At 69.7% G+C, this 15,588-nt stretch carries 14 protein-coding genes; 7 read left to right on the top strand and 7 right to left on the bottom strand.

The window, feature by feature from the left end; genetic code table 11:
• The first annotated feature begins 20 nt into the window (after positions 1-20).
• Positions 21-584: an alkyl hydroperoxide reductase subunit C gene (ahpC, locus tag MPE_RS10560; protein ID WP_011829688.1), complete on the top strand. Its 564-nt coding sequence runs from the start codon at positions 21-23 to the stop codon at positions 582-584.
• Between the two features lie 152 nt (positions 585-736).
• On the top strand, positions 737-2,308 hold the full coding sequence (ahpF, locus tag MPE_RS10555; protein WP_011829687.1) for an alkyl hydroperoxide reductase subunit F: 1,572 nt from the start codon (positions 737-739) through the stop codon (positions 2,306-2,308).
• A 10-nt stretch (positions 2,309-2,318) separates the two neighbouring features.
• Here the strand turns inward: ahpF and MPE_RS10550 are convergent, their stop codons facing one another.
• Positions 2,319-2,729, bottom strand: coding sequence for a YchJ family protein (locus MPE_RS10550; RefSeq protein ID WP_011829686.1), 411 nt, complete (start codon positions 2,727-2,729; stop codon positions 2,319-2,321).
• A gap of 71 nt (positions 2,730-2,800) precedes the next feature.
• Between MPE_RS10550 and yaaA the strand changes: the two genes are divergently transcribed.
• The 3 genes from yaaA (at position 2,801) to MPE_RS10535 (ending at position 4,805) form a co-directional block, all read left to right on the top strand.
• Positions 2,801-3,574 (top strand): peroxide stress protein YaaA, encoded by a 774-nt coding sequence (gene yaaA / locus MPE_RS10545; protein WP_011829685.1) that lies wholly within the window; start codon positions 2,801-2,803, stop codon positions 3,572-3,574.
• 27 nt (positions 3,575-3,601) lie between these two features.
• A complete protein-coding gene (locus MPE_RS10540; protein ID WP_011829684.1) occupies positions 3,602-4,471 on the top strand; it encodes a 2OG-Fe(II) oxygenase in 870 nt (289 codons plus the stop codon).
• A 121-nt stretch (positions 4,472-4,592) separates the two neighbouring features.
• Complete coding sequence (locus MPE_RS10535; protein WP_036231255.1) at positions 4,593-4,805, top strand: hypothetical protein; 213 nt, start codon at positions 4,593-4,595, stop codon at positions 4,803-4,805.
• Between the two features lie 82 nt (positions 4,806-4,887).
• Here the strand turns inward: MPE_RS10535 and MPE_RS10530 are convergent, their stop codons facing one another.
• The 5 genes from MPE_RS10530 to MPE_RS10510 all read right to left on the bottom strand — a co-directional run bounded on the left by MPE_RS10530 (position 4,888) and on the right by MPE_RS10510 (position 9,836).
• The gene (locus tag MPE_RS10530; protein ID WP_148210931.1) at positions 4,888-5,424 is read right to left on the bottom strand and encodes a hypothetical protein; all 537 of its coding nucleotides are present in this window, start codon (positions 5,422-5,424) and stop codon (positions 4,888-4,890) included.
• A gap of 192 nt (positions 5,425-5,616) precedes the next feature.
• A complete protein-coding gene (locus MPE_RS10525; protein ID WP_011829681.1) occupies positions 5,617-6,978 on the bottom strand; it encodes a DEAD/DEAH box helicase in 1,362 nt (453 codons plus the stop codon).
• 204 nt (positions 6,979-7,182) lie between these two features.
• Complete coding sequence (locus MPE_RS10520) at positions 7,183-7,725, bottom strand: c-type cytochrome (protein ID WP_011829680.1); 543 nt, start codon at positions 7,723-7,725, stop codon at positions 7,183-7,185.
• Positions 7,718-9,013 carry a sulfite dehydrogenase gene (soxC, locus tag MPE_RS10515; protein ID WP_011829679.1) on the bottom strand — a complete coding sequence of 432 codons (1,296 nt, stop codon included), beginning with the start codon at positions 9,011-9,013 and terminating at the stop codon, positions 7,718-7,720. The genes MPE_RS10520 and soxC overlap by 8 nt, the downstream gene beginning before the upstream one ends.
• Before the next feature lie 4 nt (positions 9,014-9,017).
• Positions 9,018-9,836 carry a quinoprotein dehydrogenase-associated SoxYZ-like carrier gene (locus MPE_RS10510; RefSeq protein ID WP_011829678.1) on the bottom strand — a complete coding sequence of 273 codons (819 nt, stop codon included), beginning with the start codon at positions 9,834-9,836 and terminating at the stop codon, positions 9,018-9,020.
• A gap of 179 nt (positions 9,837-10,015) precedes the next feature.
• Between MPE_RS10510 and ettA the strand changes: the two genes are divergently transcribed.
• Both ettA and MPE_RS10500 read left to right on the top strand, forming a co-directional pair.
• Positions 10,016-11,683: an energy-dependent translational throttle protein EttA gene (gene ettA, locus MPE_RS10505; protein ID WP_011829677.1), complete on the top strand. Its 1,668-nt coding sequence runs from the start codon at positions 10,016-10,018 to the stop codon at positions 11,681-11,683.
• Between the two features lie 55 nt (positions 11,684-11,738).
• Positions 11,739-14,396, top strand: a complete 2,658-nt coding sequence (locus MPE_RS10500; protein ID WP_011829676.1) for a zinc-dependent metalloprotease — start codon at positions 11,739-11,741, stop codon at positions 14,394-14,396.
• Positions 14,397-14,417: 21 nt separating this feature from the next.
• On the opposite strand, the gene MPE_RS10495 is transcribed toward MPE_RS10500, so the two are convergent.
• Positions 14,418-15,344 (bottom strand): ROK family protein, encoded by a 927-nt coding sequence (locus MPE_RS10495; RefSeq protein WP_041930088.1) that lies wholly within the window; start codon positions 15,342-15,344, stop codon positions 14,418-14,420.
• Positions 15,345-15,588 lie beyond the last annotated feature (244 nt).

Here is a 15,588-nt window from a genome sequence, read left to right as displayed (position 1 = left end):
TCCCGATAAGGAAGCTCCCGATGTCCCTGATCAACACCGAAGTCAAGCCCTTCAAGGCCACCGCGTACCACAACGGCAAGTTCGTGCCGGTCAGCAACGAGAACCTGCTGGGCAAGTGGTCCGTGTTCGTGTTCTACCCGGCCGACTTCACCTTCGTCTGCCCGACCGAACTGGGCGACTTGGCTGACCATTACGCGGAATTCAAGAAGCTCGGCGTCGAGATCTACGGCATCTCCACCGACACGCATTTCGCGCACAAGGCCTGGCACGACACCTCGGACACCATCTCCAAGGTGCAGTACCCGCTCGTCGGTGACCCGACCGCGGCGCTGGCGCGAAACTTCGAGGTGCTGATCGAAGAGGAAGGCTTGGCCTACCGCGGCACCTTCGTGATCAACCCCGAAGGCAAGATCAAGATCATCGAAGTGCACGACAACGGCATCGGCCGTGATGCCACGGAGCTGCTGCGCAAGGTCAAGGCCGCGCAGTACGTCGCCGCGCACCCCGGTGAAGTCTGCCCGGCCAAGTGGACCGAAGGTGCCGAGACGCTGAAGCCCTCGCTGGACCTCGTCGGCAAGATCTGACGGTCCGCGTTCGCCGCGGACTGCTTCCGATCGAAGCCGGTCCGCGGAGCCGTAACCCCTGACCCCGGCCGAGCGCCGGACCGCACGACCGGGCGCACGAGGCCCGGGCGTCGGGACGGCCTTTTCCCTGAATTTTCCAAGGACGAGCCACCATGCTGGACGCTGCCCTCAAGACCCAACTGAAGAGCTATCTCGAAAAGGTCGAACACCCGATCGACATCGTGGCCTCGGTCGACGAAGGCGACAAGTCGCAGGAGCTCCTGGCCTTGCTGAACGACATCGCCGAACTCTCGGCCCGCATCACGCTCTCGGTGCGCCGTGACGACGCCGAGCGCAAGCCCTCGTTCTCGCTGAACCGCCCCGGCGCGCGGATCGGCCTGCGGTTCGCCGGTCTGCCGATGGGCCATGAATTCACGTCATTGGTGCTGGCGCTGCTGCAGGTCGGCGGCCATCCCTCGAAGGCGGCGGCGGAGGTGATCGAGCAGGTCCGGGGACTCGAAGGCGACTACCTGTTCGAGACCTTCTTCTCCCTGAGCTGTCAGAACTGCCCTGACGTCGTGCAGGCGCTCAACCTGATGGCGGTGCTGAACCCGAACATCCGCCACGTGGCGATCGACGGTGCGCTGTTCCAGGCCGAAGTCGAACAACGCCAGGTGATGGCCGTGCCGACGATCTTTCTCAACGGCCAGGTCTTCGGCCAGGGCCGCATGGGCCTGGAGGAGATCGTCGCGAAGCTCGACACCGGCGCCGTGAAGCGCGAGGCCGCGAAGCTCAGCGCCAAGGCGCCTTACGACGTGCTGATCGTTGGCGGCGGCCCGGCCGGCGCGGCCGCTGCCATCTACGCGGCGCGCAAGGGCATCCGCACCGGCCTCGCGGCCGAGCGCTTCGGCGGCCAGGTGCTGGACACGCTGGCGATCGAGAATTTCATCTCGGTCAAGGAGACCGACGGCCCGAAGTTCGCCGTCGCGCTGGAAGAGCACGTCAAGGCCTACGATGTCGACATCATGAATCTGCAGCGTGCCGAGGCGCTGATCCCCGGCAAACCCGGTGAGCTGACCGAAGTGCGCTTCGCCGGGGGCGCGGCGCTGAAGGCCAGCACGGTGATCATCGCCACCGGCGCGCGCTGGCGCGACATGAACGTGCCCGGCGAGCAGGTGTACCGGACCAAGGGAGTGACCTACTGTCCGCACTGCGACGGCCCGCTGTTCAAGGGCAAGCGCGTGGCGGTGATCGGCGGCGGCAATTCCGGCGTCGAGGCCGCGATCGACCTGGCCGGCGTGGTGGCGCACGTCACGCTGCTCGAGTTCGCCGCGGAATTGCGCGCCGATGCGGTGCTGCAGCGCAAGCTGCACAGCCTGCCCAACGTGAAGGTCATCACCCAGGCGCAGACGACCGAAGTCACCGGCGACGGGCACAAGGTCAATGGCCTGACGTACACCGATCGCGCCTCCGGCGAGGTTCACCAGCTGACGCTCGAGGGCGTGTTCGTGCAGATCGGCCTGCTACCCAACACCGACTGGCTCAAGGGCACGGTGGAGCTGTCCCGGCACGGTGAGGTGATCGTCGATGCCCGTGGCCAGACCTCGGTGCCTGGCGTGTTCGCGGCTGGCGACGTGACGACCGTGCCCTACAAGCAGATCGTGATCGCGCTCGGCGAGGGCTCGAAGGCGGCGCTGAGCGCCTTCGACCACCTGATCCGCTCGACGGCGCCTGCGCTCGCCTGAGGCGTCGGCCTCAGCCGGCGACCGGCGGGTCAATCTCGCCGTCCAGATAGAACCAGCGGCCCTGATCGCGGACGAAACGGCTGCGCTCGTGCAGCCGGTGGGCACGGCCGGCGAGCTTGCTTCGGGCCACGAACTCCACCTCTGCCGCGTCGGGGCCGGTGAGCCGGTGCTGCCGCACCTCGAGGCCCAGCCAGCGCAGGCCGGGAGGCGGTGGCTCGATCGCCGCGGGCCGGGTCGAAGCGTGCCAAGTCGCCAGCAGATGCTCGCGGCGGTCGAGCACGAAGGCGCTGTAGCGCGAGCGCATCAGGGTCTCGGCATCGGGGGCCGGCAGCGCCGTCCCGACATGGCGTCCGCAGCACCGGTCATAGGCCGGGCGGCCGCAGGGGCAGGGCAAGGGGGCGTGCTTCGCGTCGGGAACCATGGAGCGAGCCTACCGCGACCGGGGCGGCAGCCGCGCTGCTACCCTTCGCGCTTCGCCGTTCCTCGCCTGTCATGCTGTTCCTGATCTCACCCGCCAAGTCGCTCGACTACGAACATCCCGCGCCGGTGCCCGATGCCGGTGTGCCGCATTTCTCGGCCGCGGCCGGCGAACTCATCGGGCTGCTGCGCCAGCACGACGAGCGTGGCATCGCCGAGCTGATGGACCTGAGCGAGCCGCTGGCCGCACTCAACGTCGCCCGCTATGCCGCCTTCAGTCCGCGCCCTACCTCGGCCAACAGCAAGCCCGCGCTGTTCGCCTTCGACGGTGACGTCTACGGTGGGTTGGGCGCGCACGAACTGAGCCGGCCCCAGGTCCGCTGGGTGCAGGAGCACGTGGCCATCCTGAGCGGCCTGTACGGCGTACTGCGACCGCTGGACCGCCTGCAGCCCTACCGGCTCGAGATGGGGACGCGGCTCGCCAACCCGCTGGGCAAGGATCTCTACGCCTTCTGGCGCACGCGCATCGCCGAGCACCTGAACGAGCGCCTCGCCGGGCAACGAGCGCCGGTGGTCGTGAACCTCGCGTCGGAGGAGTACTTCAAGGCGGTCGATCGCAGTGAACTGCGCGCGCGTGTCGTCCACTGCGTGTTCCAGGATTGGAAGGGCGGCGCCTACAAGATCATCAGCTTCCACGCCAAGCGGGCGCGCGGACTCATGGTGCGCTACGCGGCACTGCACCGCGCGCGATCGCCGCGGGCGCTGGCCGGATTCGATCTCGAGGGCTATGCTTTCGATGCTTCGGCAAGCGAACCCGACCGGATGGTGTTCCGTCGCCGCCTGCCCTGACGCCTCCGCAACGCTATCGACTGCCCGATGAGTGCAACTCCCACCCGCAGCGTGCCCCACATCACCCGCGAGATGCGCGAATGGGTCACCGACCAGGCACGCGCCGGGCACACGCCCGAAGCCTTGCTGGCGTCCATGAAGGCCAGCGGCTGGGAGGAGGATGCCGCGCTGGACGTGCTCGAGATCGTGCTGCGCGACATCGTCGAGGCGGGTACCCGGCAGAAGGTGCTGCCACCGCCCGCGCGGGTGCCCGAGCCTTTCCTCGACGGTGCGCCGGCCACCCTGTGGGCACACGATCGCGAGGTGCGCGTGGTGATGGCGATGCGCGATCCGCGCGTGATCGTCTTCTCCGGCCTGCTGTCGGACGCGGAATGCGACGAGATCGTGGCGCTCGCGGGCGCGCGGCTGGCGCGATCGCACACCGTCGACACGGCCACCGGAGCCAGCGAGGTCAACGCCGCCCGCACCAGCGATGGCATGTTCTTCACGCGCGGCGAACACCCGGTGTGTGCGCGCTTCGAGGCCCGCATCGCGGCGCTGCTGAACTGGCCGGTCGAGAACGGTGAGGGCCTGCAGGTGCTGCACTACCGGCCGGGCGCAGAATACAAGCCGCACTACGACTACTTCGACCCCGACCAGCCCGGCACTCCGGCTGTTTTGCGGCGGGGCGGCCAGCGGGTGGCCACGTTGGTGACCTACCTCAACACCCCGACGCGGGGCGGTGGCACCACCTTCCCGGACATCGGCCTCGAGGTCACGCCGCTCAAGGGGCATGCAGTGTTCTTCAGCTACGACCGGCCGCACCCCTCGACCCGCAGCCTGCACGGCGGCGCGCCGGTGCTGGAGGGCGACAAGTGGGTGGCGACCAAGTGGTTGCGCGTCGGACGCTTCGATTGACGCCGGGCTTGCGACGGTTGACGCCGGCCTGAACGTCGCTGCCAGGCGTCGCCGTTGCTGCCGGGCGGACCGTTGAGTGAAGGAGCCTGTCGCTCATTCACCCTTCGAGGAGTTGTCCCAAATGAACAAGCTGATTGCTGGTCTCGCTGCTTCACTGATCGTCCTGGGAGCCCAGGCCCAGACCGCGACGCCCGCTGCACCCGCAGCGCCTGCTGCGACGCCATCCGCTGCGGTGACGGCTGCGCCGGCGAAGACGGAAAAGAAGGCGGTCGCGAAGAAGACCGCGGCAAAGAAGAAGCACAAGAAGGCGGCGGCAACCAAGCCCACGGCCTGAACGTCGGCACAAAGAAAGAAGGCCCGCGCTTGCGGGCCTCTTCACTCGAGGCGTACCGGTCGCGGCCGACGGCGGCCCTCCCTCAGCCCTGCTGCGGTTCCTGCAGGCGGGAGGGCATCGTGTCGCGCCGCGTATCGATATGAGCGAATGGCACCGAGCGCTCGAAACGCCGCCAGCGGCGCTCGTCCCAGCTGCACGGCCCTTCGATGAGCCACTGCTCCACCACGGCATCGAGCTCGGCTCGCGGGACGCGGCCATAGCGCGGGCTGCGCCGCGAGAGCATGAAGCCGCCGCGGCGCAGGCAATGCGCCGGCAGCCGTGCGGTGACGGTGTTGGTCCAGTAGGTGCACGCCTTCGCGGCCCAGAAGGCCTGACGCTCGAAATGGACGCGTCCGGCGAAGCCGGTCTCGGTCGGGAAGACCACGAACTCGGCCTCCAGTTCGACCAGCGCAAAAGAGGGATCGGCCGATCCTTGTGCCCCGGCGGCCTGCACGAAGACGATGCGCCGGATGTCCGGCGTGTGCAGCCGATCGACTTCGTTGCTGTTGCGCCGCACCACGATGTCGGCCCCGGACCACACGGTGCTCCAGCGTGGGGAAAGATCGAAGCTGGTTTTCATCGCGTGGACTCTAGGTCCCTGCGAGAAAACGGGGTGTGACGAGGCGCGTCCAAATGCAATCGCTGTGTGCGAACGATGGACGAGGCGGCTGCAGGTCACCGTTCGCAGTGCCCCAAGCTCCCGGCCAGCGGGCCCCGGGACCGAAGTACATGCTTCGGTCCGTTGCCTGACGCCTCGGCGCCCTGTCGCAAATCAGCGACTGCGGCCACCGCCCCCGCCGTGGCCGCCACCGCCGCGAGGGCCACCGGCCCCGCCACTGCGGGCGCCGCCGCCGGCACTGCGGGGGCCCCCACGGCCGCCACCGCCACCGCCCGCCGGACGACCCGCGCCGCCCCGGCCGCCGCCACCAGAGCGCAGGCCGCCGTTGAGCGTCTGCCGTCCGATCTGGATGGGCTGCGCCACGGCACGCGGATCGGGCTCGAAGCCGGGCACGACCTCGCGCGGGATGCTGCGCTTGATCAGCTTCTCGATATCGCGCAGGAAGCCGTCCTCGTCGACACAGACCAGCGACACGGCCTCGCCCAGGGCACCGGCGCGGCCGGTGCGGCCGATACGGTGCACGTAGTCCTCGGACACGTTGGGCAGCTCGAAATTGACGACGTGCGGCAACTGGTCGATGTCGATGCCGCGCGCGGCGATGTCGGTCGCCACCAGCACCTGGAGCGCGCCGCTCTTGAAGTCGGCCAGCGCCTTGGTGCGCGCGGTCTGGCTCTTGTTGCCGTGGATCGCCATCGCGGTGATGCGCTGGTCGTTCAGATACTCGGTGAGGCGGTTGGCGCCGTGCTTCATGCGGCAGAACACCAGCACCTGGTGCCAATCCTGGCTCTTGATCAGGTGGGCCAGCAGTTCCTTCTTCTTGTCGCGGTCGACCGGGTGGATCTTCTGCGCGATGGTCTCGACGGTGCTGTTGCGGCGCGCCACCTCGATCACCTGCGGGCTGTTCAGCAGGCGGTCGGCCAGGGTTTTGATCTCGTCGCTGAAGGTCGCGCTGAACAGCAGGCTCTGCTTCTGCTTCGGCACGATCGCCAGCACCTTCTTGATGTCGTGGATGAAGCCCATGTCGAGCATGCGGTCGGCTTCATCGAGCACGAAGATCTCGACGTGGCTCAGGTCCAGCGTGCGCTGCTGGTGGTGGTCGAGCAGGCGGCCGGGCGTGGCCACCAGGATGTCGACGCCGCGCTTGAGGCGGTCGATCTGCGGCTGCATGCCGACGCCGCCGAACATCACCATCGAGCTGAGCTTGGCGTGCTTGCCGTAGATGCGCACGCTTTCCTCCACCTGCGCCGCCAGTTCGCGGGTCGGCGTGAGGATCAGCGCCCGCACCGGGCTCTTGCCGCGAGCGTCCTTGACGGCCGGCCTGGCCATCAGGCGGTGCAGCATCGGCAGCACGAAGCCGGCGGTCTTGCCGGTGCCGGTCTGGGCGCCGGCGAGCAGGTCGCCGCCCAGCATGACGGCCGGAATGGCCTGTTTCTGGATCGGCGTGGGCGTCTCGTAGCCGGCGTCGACGATGGCTTGCAGCAGGGGCTCGGCGAGCCCCAGTTCTTTGAATGACATGAATGAGGTGCCCGGATGCGGGCATCGAGTCGGCCTGCCGCGGCGTGCGAAGCACGTGCGCCAGTCGGAGGCCTGAAGGGGGAAGAGGTCGGAATCGACTGCAGCGCAAGGACTGGAACTGCGCGCTACGGACGCTATTGTAGGGGACAGATTGGAAACCCTCAGTTCCGCGAGGCAGGACCCGGCCCGCGCCGACGGCGGCGGTCAGCGCGGCGGCAGCGTCGCGTCGATGCCGGTGAAGCCGTCGCGGTTGGGCATGCGCAGCCGTGGCAGGGTCCGGGCGTCCATCTCGTCTGTCTCGCCGAGCAGCCCGTTGGCGTACAGCAGGTAGGCGGTGAGCGCGTAGACCTCGTCGGCGCTGAGCGTGCCGGGTGCCGTCATCGGCTTGGCGCGGCGCACGAAGTCGAAGACCGTCGTCGCGTAGGGCCAGTAGAGGCCGATGGTCTTGTCGGGCGTCGGGCTGGTCAGCGGCTCGGTGCCGCCGGCCAGTTCCTCGGCACTTGCGCCGCGGCCTCCCGCCCCATGGCAGGCCGCGCAGTGCTGGCGGAACAGGATGGCGCCTTCGGCGGCATTGCCGCGGCCGGCAGGGAGGCCACGGCCGTCGGGAAAGACGCTCAGGTCCCAGCGGGCGACTTCCTGCGCGTCGACTGGCCGGCCCAGCCGCGGTGCCTGCAGGGCCTCGGCCGCCGCAGCGCCGCCGGCCCACGCCAGCAGCAGCCCGGCGGCCAGCGCACGCGGCTCACGCATAGACATGGCGCACGTTGCCTTCCTCGTCGACGGCCCAGGACACGATGGCGTTGTAGTGGAAGTAGCCGTTGGTGCCGCGCTGCGCAACCAGGGCGCTGCGCTCGGGCTGCACATCGCCGGTTTCGTCGGTCGCGCGGCTCTTCAGCACGGTCGGTCGACCATCCCATTTCCATGCGGCGCGAAAGCGCGTCATGCAGCGCGGCAGCACCGGGTCCTGCAGCGTGGCGTCGGCCCAGCTGCGGCCACCGTCGGCCGACACCTCCACGCGCCGGATGCGACCCCGGCCGCTCCACGCCAGGCCGCTGATCGCGTAGACGTCGGGCCCGCGCAGGTGCTGGCCGTGCGAGGGCGAGGTGATCAGCGACTTGGCCTCCATCACGAAGGTGAACATGCGCGCCTTGCCGTCGGGCAGCAGCTCGGTGTACTTGGCCGTCTCGTTGCGCGCCATCAGCGGCTGTTCGCTCAACTGCAGCCGCCTGAGCCACTTGACATTCAGGACACCCTCCCAGCCGGGGACGATGAGCCGCAGCGGATAGCCGTGCTCGGGCCGCAGGCGCTCGCCGTTCTGGTAGAGCGCGACGATCGCGTCGTCCATCAGCTTGGCGACCGGCAGGCTCACGTTCATCGCGAAGGCGTCGGCGCCCTCAGCGACGGCCCAGGTCGTGCGTGGCTCGATCCCGGCCTCGTCGAGCAGCACCGAGAGCGGCACGCCGGTCCACTCGCTGCACGAAACCAGGCCGTGGAAGGAGCCGACCGGCCGCTGGATCGGCTCGGGATGCCAGCCTGCGTTGCTGTTGCCGCCGCACTCCAGCACAAGCAGCTGCGAGCGCATCGGGTAGCGCAGCAGGTCGTCGACGCAGAAACTCAGCGCACGCTTCACACGGCCGTGGATCAGCAGGCGGTGCTGCGCCGGATCGATGTCGGGTACGCCGTTGTGATGGCGCTCGAAATGCAGGCCGGTGGGCGTGATGATGCCTTCGAGCTCCTCCAGCGGCGTGAGCGACACGCCGTTGCCCGGCAGCAGGCGGTTGCCGCTGATGCGGCGGATCACCTGCTGCTCGTGCTTCGAGGGCTGGCCATAGACCGTGAACGGGCGGCCCGGCGCGTGCATCCATGGGGGCGAAGGATCGCCGGCGCTGACCGCCGGCGCGGCCGCCTGCAGCGGCGCGGCCGCACTGCCCGCCGTGGCCAGCACCAGCCCGCGCGTCAGCAGTGCGCGCCGGCCCAGCAGGCCGCCGCCGGCCACCGGCTGCAGTGCGTCGCCGGGCGGGCCGGGCGTGTCCGCCACGGCCTCAGGACTTCGAGTGGACGGGGAGCACGCTCTCGAACGTGCGCTCGCTGCTGTCGACGACCTGGGCCTTCAGTTCGCCGTCGCCGCGTGGCACGAAGTAGAAGCGCAGCGAGGGGTTCTCGCTGATCGTGAAATCGACGTCGGCGCTCATCACCGGCCGGCCGGCGTAGGTGACGCTGATGCTGCGCACATAGTGCGGCCGCGGCGCCAGACGCGTGAGCTGGTCGATCGCCAGGCCGGACACATTGGGGTGGCTCACCATCAACTGCGCCAGCGCCGGCTGGCCGGCGACCGGTTCGCCCTCGACGCGCAGCTTCATCCGGCCGATCGAGGCCATCGCCTCGGCGAGGTCCTTGCCGGCGGGTGCCGAACAGCCGCCGGACGCCTTGACGAAGCGCTTGTCCATCACCAGCTTGCCGTCGCTCAGCTCGGCGATGGCCCGGACATGGGTGTACTCCTCGATGCGCACGCGGGTTTCCAGATCGGCTCGCCCGCTCTCGGGCGTGAAGCTGAACACCGCGCCGACCGGCGACGGGTTGCCGTCGATGACCAGCCAGAGCTTGCGGATGTAGCGCGCCGGGCTCTGCACCAGCTGGGTCCGGATGGCGATCGGCACCACTGCCGCGTCGGCCGCCCGGACCGGGGTGTCGAGTTCGACGATGCCGCGCGCGTCCTCGGAGATCGGGCGGTCCGCGAACAGCGACTTGCGCACCGCCTGCCAGCGCTCGTTGTCCGCGTTGTCGTCGGCCGACGAGGCCGGGCCGGCGTACAGGCCCAGGGCCGCCAGGCCGAGGAGCATCCTTCGGGTGAGGGTCGTCATGCGTGTCTCCAGGAGCGCCATCGAGGGCTGTTCGATCGTCGGATCATGCGCCCAGGACCGGCGCTTGTCAGTGGTTTGATCCCTGATCCCCGCCGCCGCAGGGGCCGTCGGCGACAATACCGTGGTCGCGCGGCAAACGCTGCGCCTTACAGAATTTGACCGGGAAGAGCGCTCCGAACATGGCCCAGTACGTGTACACGATGAACCGCGTCAGCAAGACGGTTCCCCCGAAACGACAGATCCTCAAGGACATTTCCCTGAGTTTCTTCCCCGGCGCCAAGATCGGCGTGCTGGGCTTGAATGGCTCGGGCAAGTCGACCTTGCTGAAGATCATGGCCGGCCTCGACAACGAGATCGAGGGCGAGGCCGTGCCCATGCCCGGCATCAAGATCGGCTACCTGCCGCAGGAACCGCAGCTCAACCCGGAGCAGACCGTGCGTCAGGCGGTCGAGGAGGGCATCGGCGGCGTGCTGGCCGCCAAGAAGCGCCTGGACGAGGTGTATGCCGAGTACGCCGAACCGGATGCGGACTTCGACAAGCTGGCCGCCGAGCAGGCCGAGCTGGAGGCCGTGATCGCTGCCGCCGGCAGCGAGAACACCGACCTGCAGCTCGAGATCGCCGCCGACGCGCTGCGCCTGCCGCCCTGGGACGCCGTGATCGGCAAGCTCTCGGGCGGCGAGAAGCGCCGCGTCGCGTTGTGCCGGCTGCTGCTGAGCCAGCCCGACATGCTGCTGCTCGACGAACCGACCAACCACCTCGACGCCGAATCGGTCGATTGGCTGGAGCAGTTCCTCAAGCGTTTCCCCGGCACCGTGGTCGGCATCACCCACGATCGCTACTTCCTCGACAACGCCGCCGAGTGGATCCTGGAGCTCGACCGCGGCCGCGGCATCCCCTGGAAGGGCAACTACTCCGACTGGCTCGAGCAGAAGGAAGCCCGCCTCGAGCAGGAGCAGAAGGCCGAGGATGCCCACACCAAGGCGATGAAGCAGGAGCTCGAGTGGGTCCGCAAGAACGCCAAGGGGCGCCAGGCCAAGAGCAAGGCACGCCTGCAGCGCTTCGAGGAACTGTCGGACGTCGAATATCAGAAACGCAACGAGACCAACGAGATCTTCATCCCGGTGGCCGACCGCCTGGGCAACGAGGTCATCGAGTTCGAGAACGTCACCAAGAGCTTCGGCGACCGGGTGCTGATCGACAACCTGAGCTTCAAGGTACCGGCCGGCGCGATCGTCGGCATCATCGGCCCGAACGGTGCGGGCAAGTCCACGCTGTTCCGCATGATCGCCGGCAAGGAGAAGCCGGACTCGGGCAACGTGAAGGTCGGCGCGACCGTCAAGATGGCCTTCGTCGAGCAGACCCGCGAGACGCTCGAAGGCGACAAGACCGTGTGGCAGGACATGTCGGGCGGTCTCGACAACCTGGTGATCGGCAAGTTCGTCGTGCCATCGCGGGCCTACCTGGGGCGCTTCAACTTCAAGGGCAACGACCAGCAGAAGCTGGTGGGCAACCTCTCGGGCGGCGAACGCGGACGCCTGCACCTGGCCAAGACGCTGGCGACAGGCGGCAACGTGCTGATGCTCGACGAACCGTCGAACGACCTCGACGTGGAGACGCTGCGTGCGCTGGAAGACGCGCTGCTCGAGTTCGCCGGCTGCGTGATGGTGATCTCGCACGACCGCTGGTTCCTCGACCGCATCGCCACCCACATCCTGGCCTGCGAGGGTGATTCGAAGTGGTTCTTCTTCGACGGCAACTACCAGGAATACGAGGCCGACAAGAAGAAGCGCCTGGGCGAGGAGGGCGCCAAGCCCAAGCGCATCCGTTTCAAGGCGCTGAGCGTCTGAGGCGAAGGCCTCGCGCCCGCAACGGGCGCGGTGCGGCGCCGCAATCCCGTCGAGCATGAAGTTCCTGCGCGTTCCGGTGCTGTTGCTGGCGGGTGCACTGCTGCTGTCCGGCTGCGCATCGCTGGGGACGGCGGCACAGGCCGGTGCGGCGGCGGCGCCGCCGGCCGCCGCGGGGGCCGCTTCGGCGCCTGCACCGGCACCCGGTGCGCCGCCGGCCTTCGCGACAGTGGTGAAGGACGCCAAGGCCAGCGAAGGCCTGTTCACGCTGTGGCGCAAGGACGACAAGCTCTGGCTCGAGCTGAAGCCCGAGGATCTGAACCGGCCTTACTTCTTTTCGCCCAAGCTGGCCACCGGCATCGGCGAGGCCGGGCTGTTCGGCGGCCTGATGGCCAGCAGCCCGCGCATCGTCGAGTTCCGCCGGCTCAACAATCAGGTGCAGTTGATCGCGCCGAACCTCGCGTACACCGCCGCCGCGGGCACGCCGACCGGCCGTGCGGTGCAGGCGGCGTTCTCGCCGAGCCTCGTCACCAGCGCGCCGGTGGCCAGCCAGCCGCACCCGCAACGCAAGTCGGTGCTGGTCGAGCTCAATGCGCTGTTCGTCGGCGACCTGCTGGGCATTGCCTCGACGCTGGACCGCAGCTACCGCCAAGGCTACGCCTTCGAGGCGCGCAACTCCGCGATCGGCAAGGAGCGCGCGCTGCCCGACGCGGTGAGCTTCGAGGTGCTGGGGCATTTCGCCACCGCCCGCATCGCCCAGGCCCAGCCGGGCGCGACGGTGGTGCCGAGCACGCCCGGCACCGTGCCCGACGCCCGCAGCCTGTTCGTCACCGTCTACTACGCGCTGGCCCGGTTGCCCGAGCAGCCGATGGCGCCGCGTGCCTCCGATCCCCGCATCGGCTACTTCCAGAGCGTGCGCAGCGATTTCAGCGACGACCTCGCGCGCTCGCCGCGCCAGCGCTTCGTCAACCGCTGGCGTCTGGAGAAAAAGGACCCGGCGGCGGCGCTGTCCGAGCCGGTCAAGCCCATCACCTACTGGCTGGACCGCAGCATCCCGGACAAGTACCGCGGCGCCATCAGCGCCGGCATCCTGGAGTGGAACAAGGCCTTCGAGCGCATCGGTTTCCGTGATGCGATCCGCGTCGAGGTGCAGCCCGACGATGCCGACTTCGACACGCTGGACGTGAACCGCGCCTCGGTGCGCTGGATGACCAACGCGGCACCGTCCTTCGGCGCCATCGGCCCGAGCCACGTCGATCCGCGCAGCGGCGAGATCGTCGATGCCGACATCGGCATCGAGAGCCTGTCCTCGCGCAACCGCCGCACCGAGCGCGCCCAGGTGCTCGCGATCGGTCAGGGCCCGGACACGCATGCGGGGCATGACGCCGCTGCCTGCACTCACGCCGATGGCGCCGCCGAGCAGCTCGGCTACGCGCTCGACGTGCTCGAGGCGCGCGGTGAACTCGACCCCGGCAGCCTCGACACCGAGGCCTACGTGCTGGCCTACCTGAAGGACGTGACGATGCACGAGGTCGGCCACACGCTGGGGCTGCGCCACAACTTCCGTGCCTCCCGGGTCTACGGCGAGGCGCAGCTGTCCGACCCGGCCTTCACCGCCGACCATGCGCTGACCGGCTCGGTGATGGAGTACGCCGCCGTCAACCTGCCGGCGCCCGGCCAGGCCGGCGGCGTGCCGTTCCAGACCACGCTCGGTCCCTACGACTACTGGGCCATCGAGTACGGCTACAAGCCGCTCTCCGCGGCCGACGAGGCGGCCGAACTGTCGCGCATCGCCGCCCGCAGCGCCGAACCCGAGCTGGCCTACGGCACCGACGAGGACAACGCGCTGGGCATCGACCCCGAGGCGCTGCAGTTCGACCTCGGCGACGATCCGGTGGCCTTCGCCAGCAAGCGCTTCGCGATCGCGCGCGACCTGCTGGCGCGCCAGGAGCGGCGCGCGCTGCCTCCGGGCAGCGACTACCCGGTGCTGCGGCGCTCGGTCAGCTATGCGCTGCGCGATCTGGGCCGTGCCGCGACCGTGCTGGCGCGCCAGATCGGCGGCGTGCGGACGCTGCGTGATGCGCCGGGCAGCGGGCGAGACCCGCTGCAGCCGCTGCCGGCCGCGCAGCAGCGCCTGGCGCTCGACACGCTGTCGCGCGGCCTGCTGGCGGCCGACAGCATCCGCCTCTCGCCGACCCTGCAGCGCCGGCTGGCGCCCGATTTCGCAGAGCGCACCGACGCGGTCTTCAGCGGCGAGACGCAGATCGCCACCGATTACTCGCTGGTCGGCGCGGTGCTCGAACTGCAGCGCAATGTGCTGAACCAGCTGATGAGCGACGCGGTGGCCGCGCGCCTGCTCGACAGCCAGGGCAAGGCCAGCAGCGCCGCCGATGCCTTGCCGCTCGCCGAGCTCTACCAGCGCCTGACGCGCGACGTGTGGAGTGAGTTGCGCGCCGGTGGCGACATCGCGCCGCCGCGTCGCGAACTGCAGCGCGAGCATGTGAACCGCGTCGCCGCGCTGTTGTTGCGGCCGGGCGCGCTCAGCCGGGCCGATGCCCGCAGCCTGCTGCGCGCGCAATCGCGCACGCTGCTGGCGCAGATGGAGGTGGCGCGCCGTCGGCCGGGCCTCAGCGCCGAGGCGCGGGCCCACCTGGCTGACAGCGCCGAGACTCTGTTGCAGGCACTCAGCGCGCGGCCGGTGCGCGCTTCGTCCTGAGCGGCGCGGTGACGCTGGCGCTCACAGCGCGCGTCCGAGCCAGGCCGCCCCGCGCACGCCCGAGGCGTCGCCATGCTGCGAGAGCGCGAGCCGCGTCCGCACCGGCGGGTCGTGGCGGGCGCCGAACACCCAGGGTGTCCACAGGCTCGGCAGGCGCTCGATGAGTCCCGGCAGACGCGAGGCGCCACCACCGAACACGATGACGTCCGGGTCGAGCAGGTTGACCACTGACGCCAGCGCCCGCGCCACGCGCAGCGCATGGCGGTCGAGGCTGGCCTGGCAGGCCGCATCGCCGGCCAGGGCGCCTTGCGCAATCGCGACGGCGTCGATGGCCGCGCCACCGTGGCGTCGGTGGTCGGCGGCCACGGCCGGACCGCTGAGCCAGGCCTCGATGCACCCTGCGGTGCCGCAGTAGCAGGCCGGCCCGGGGCGTTCGTCGTCGCGTGCCCAGGGCAGGGGGTTGTGGCCCCATTCCCCGGCCAGGCCGTTCGGGCCCTGCAGGACCCGGCCATGCACCGCCACGCCCCCGCCGCAACCGGTGCCGAGGATCACCGCGAACACCACCGCCGCGCCGGCGCCGGCCCCGTCGGTGGCTTCGGACAGCGCCAGGCAGTTGGCGTCGTTGGCCAGGGCGATCGGCTGGCCCAGCAGCGCCTCCAGATCGCGTTGCAGCGGCTGGCCGTTGAGGCAGGTGGAGTTGGCATTCTTCATCGCGCCGTCGGCGCGCCGCGTGCCCGGTGTGCCGATGCCGACGCTGATGGCGCTCCCGGCGGCCGTACGGGCCTGCTCGACCAGGCCGCCGATGGCGGCCAGCGCGGCCCGGTAATCGTCGGGCGGTGTCGGGATGCGCTCGCGCCAGCGCGTGGCGCCGGTGTCGTCGAGCAGCATGGCTTCGATCTTGGTGCCGCCGAGGTCGATGCCGAGGGCGGGCAGGGGGCTGGGGCTCATGGTCGGTAGGTCGGCCGCGAAGGCCGTCATCGCGTTGACTGCACTGTAGTGAAGCCCGGGCCGTCATGGGGCGGCCCGTAGAATCTTGGGTTTGCTGTCGGGGAATCGATTGAATCAAGAAGTGAGCGCGCGGCGCGGCCCGTGCCGGCCCGGAATGGTGGGTCGGGCTCTGCAGACCGTGGTGCTGGCGACGCTGTGCGCAGCCGGCTTCGGGGTTCGATCGCAGCCCGCCCCGGCCGCATCG

Origin of the sequence: Methylibium petroleiphilum PM1 (assembly GCF_000015725.1) — a bacterium.
GTDB classification, from domain to species: Bacteria; Pseudomonadota; Gammaproteobacteria; order Burkholderiales; family Burkholderiaceae_C; genus Methylibium; species Methylibium petroleiphilum.
Note: the sequence above shows the minus strand (reverse complement) of the source record. Positions and strands in the feature narration are given on the sequence as shown.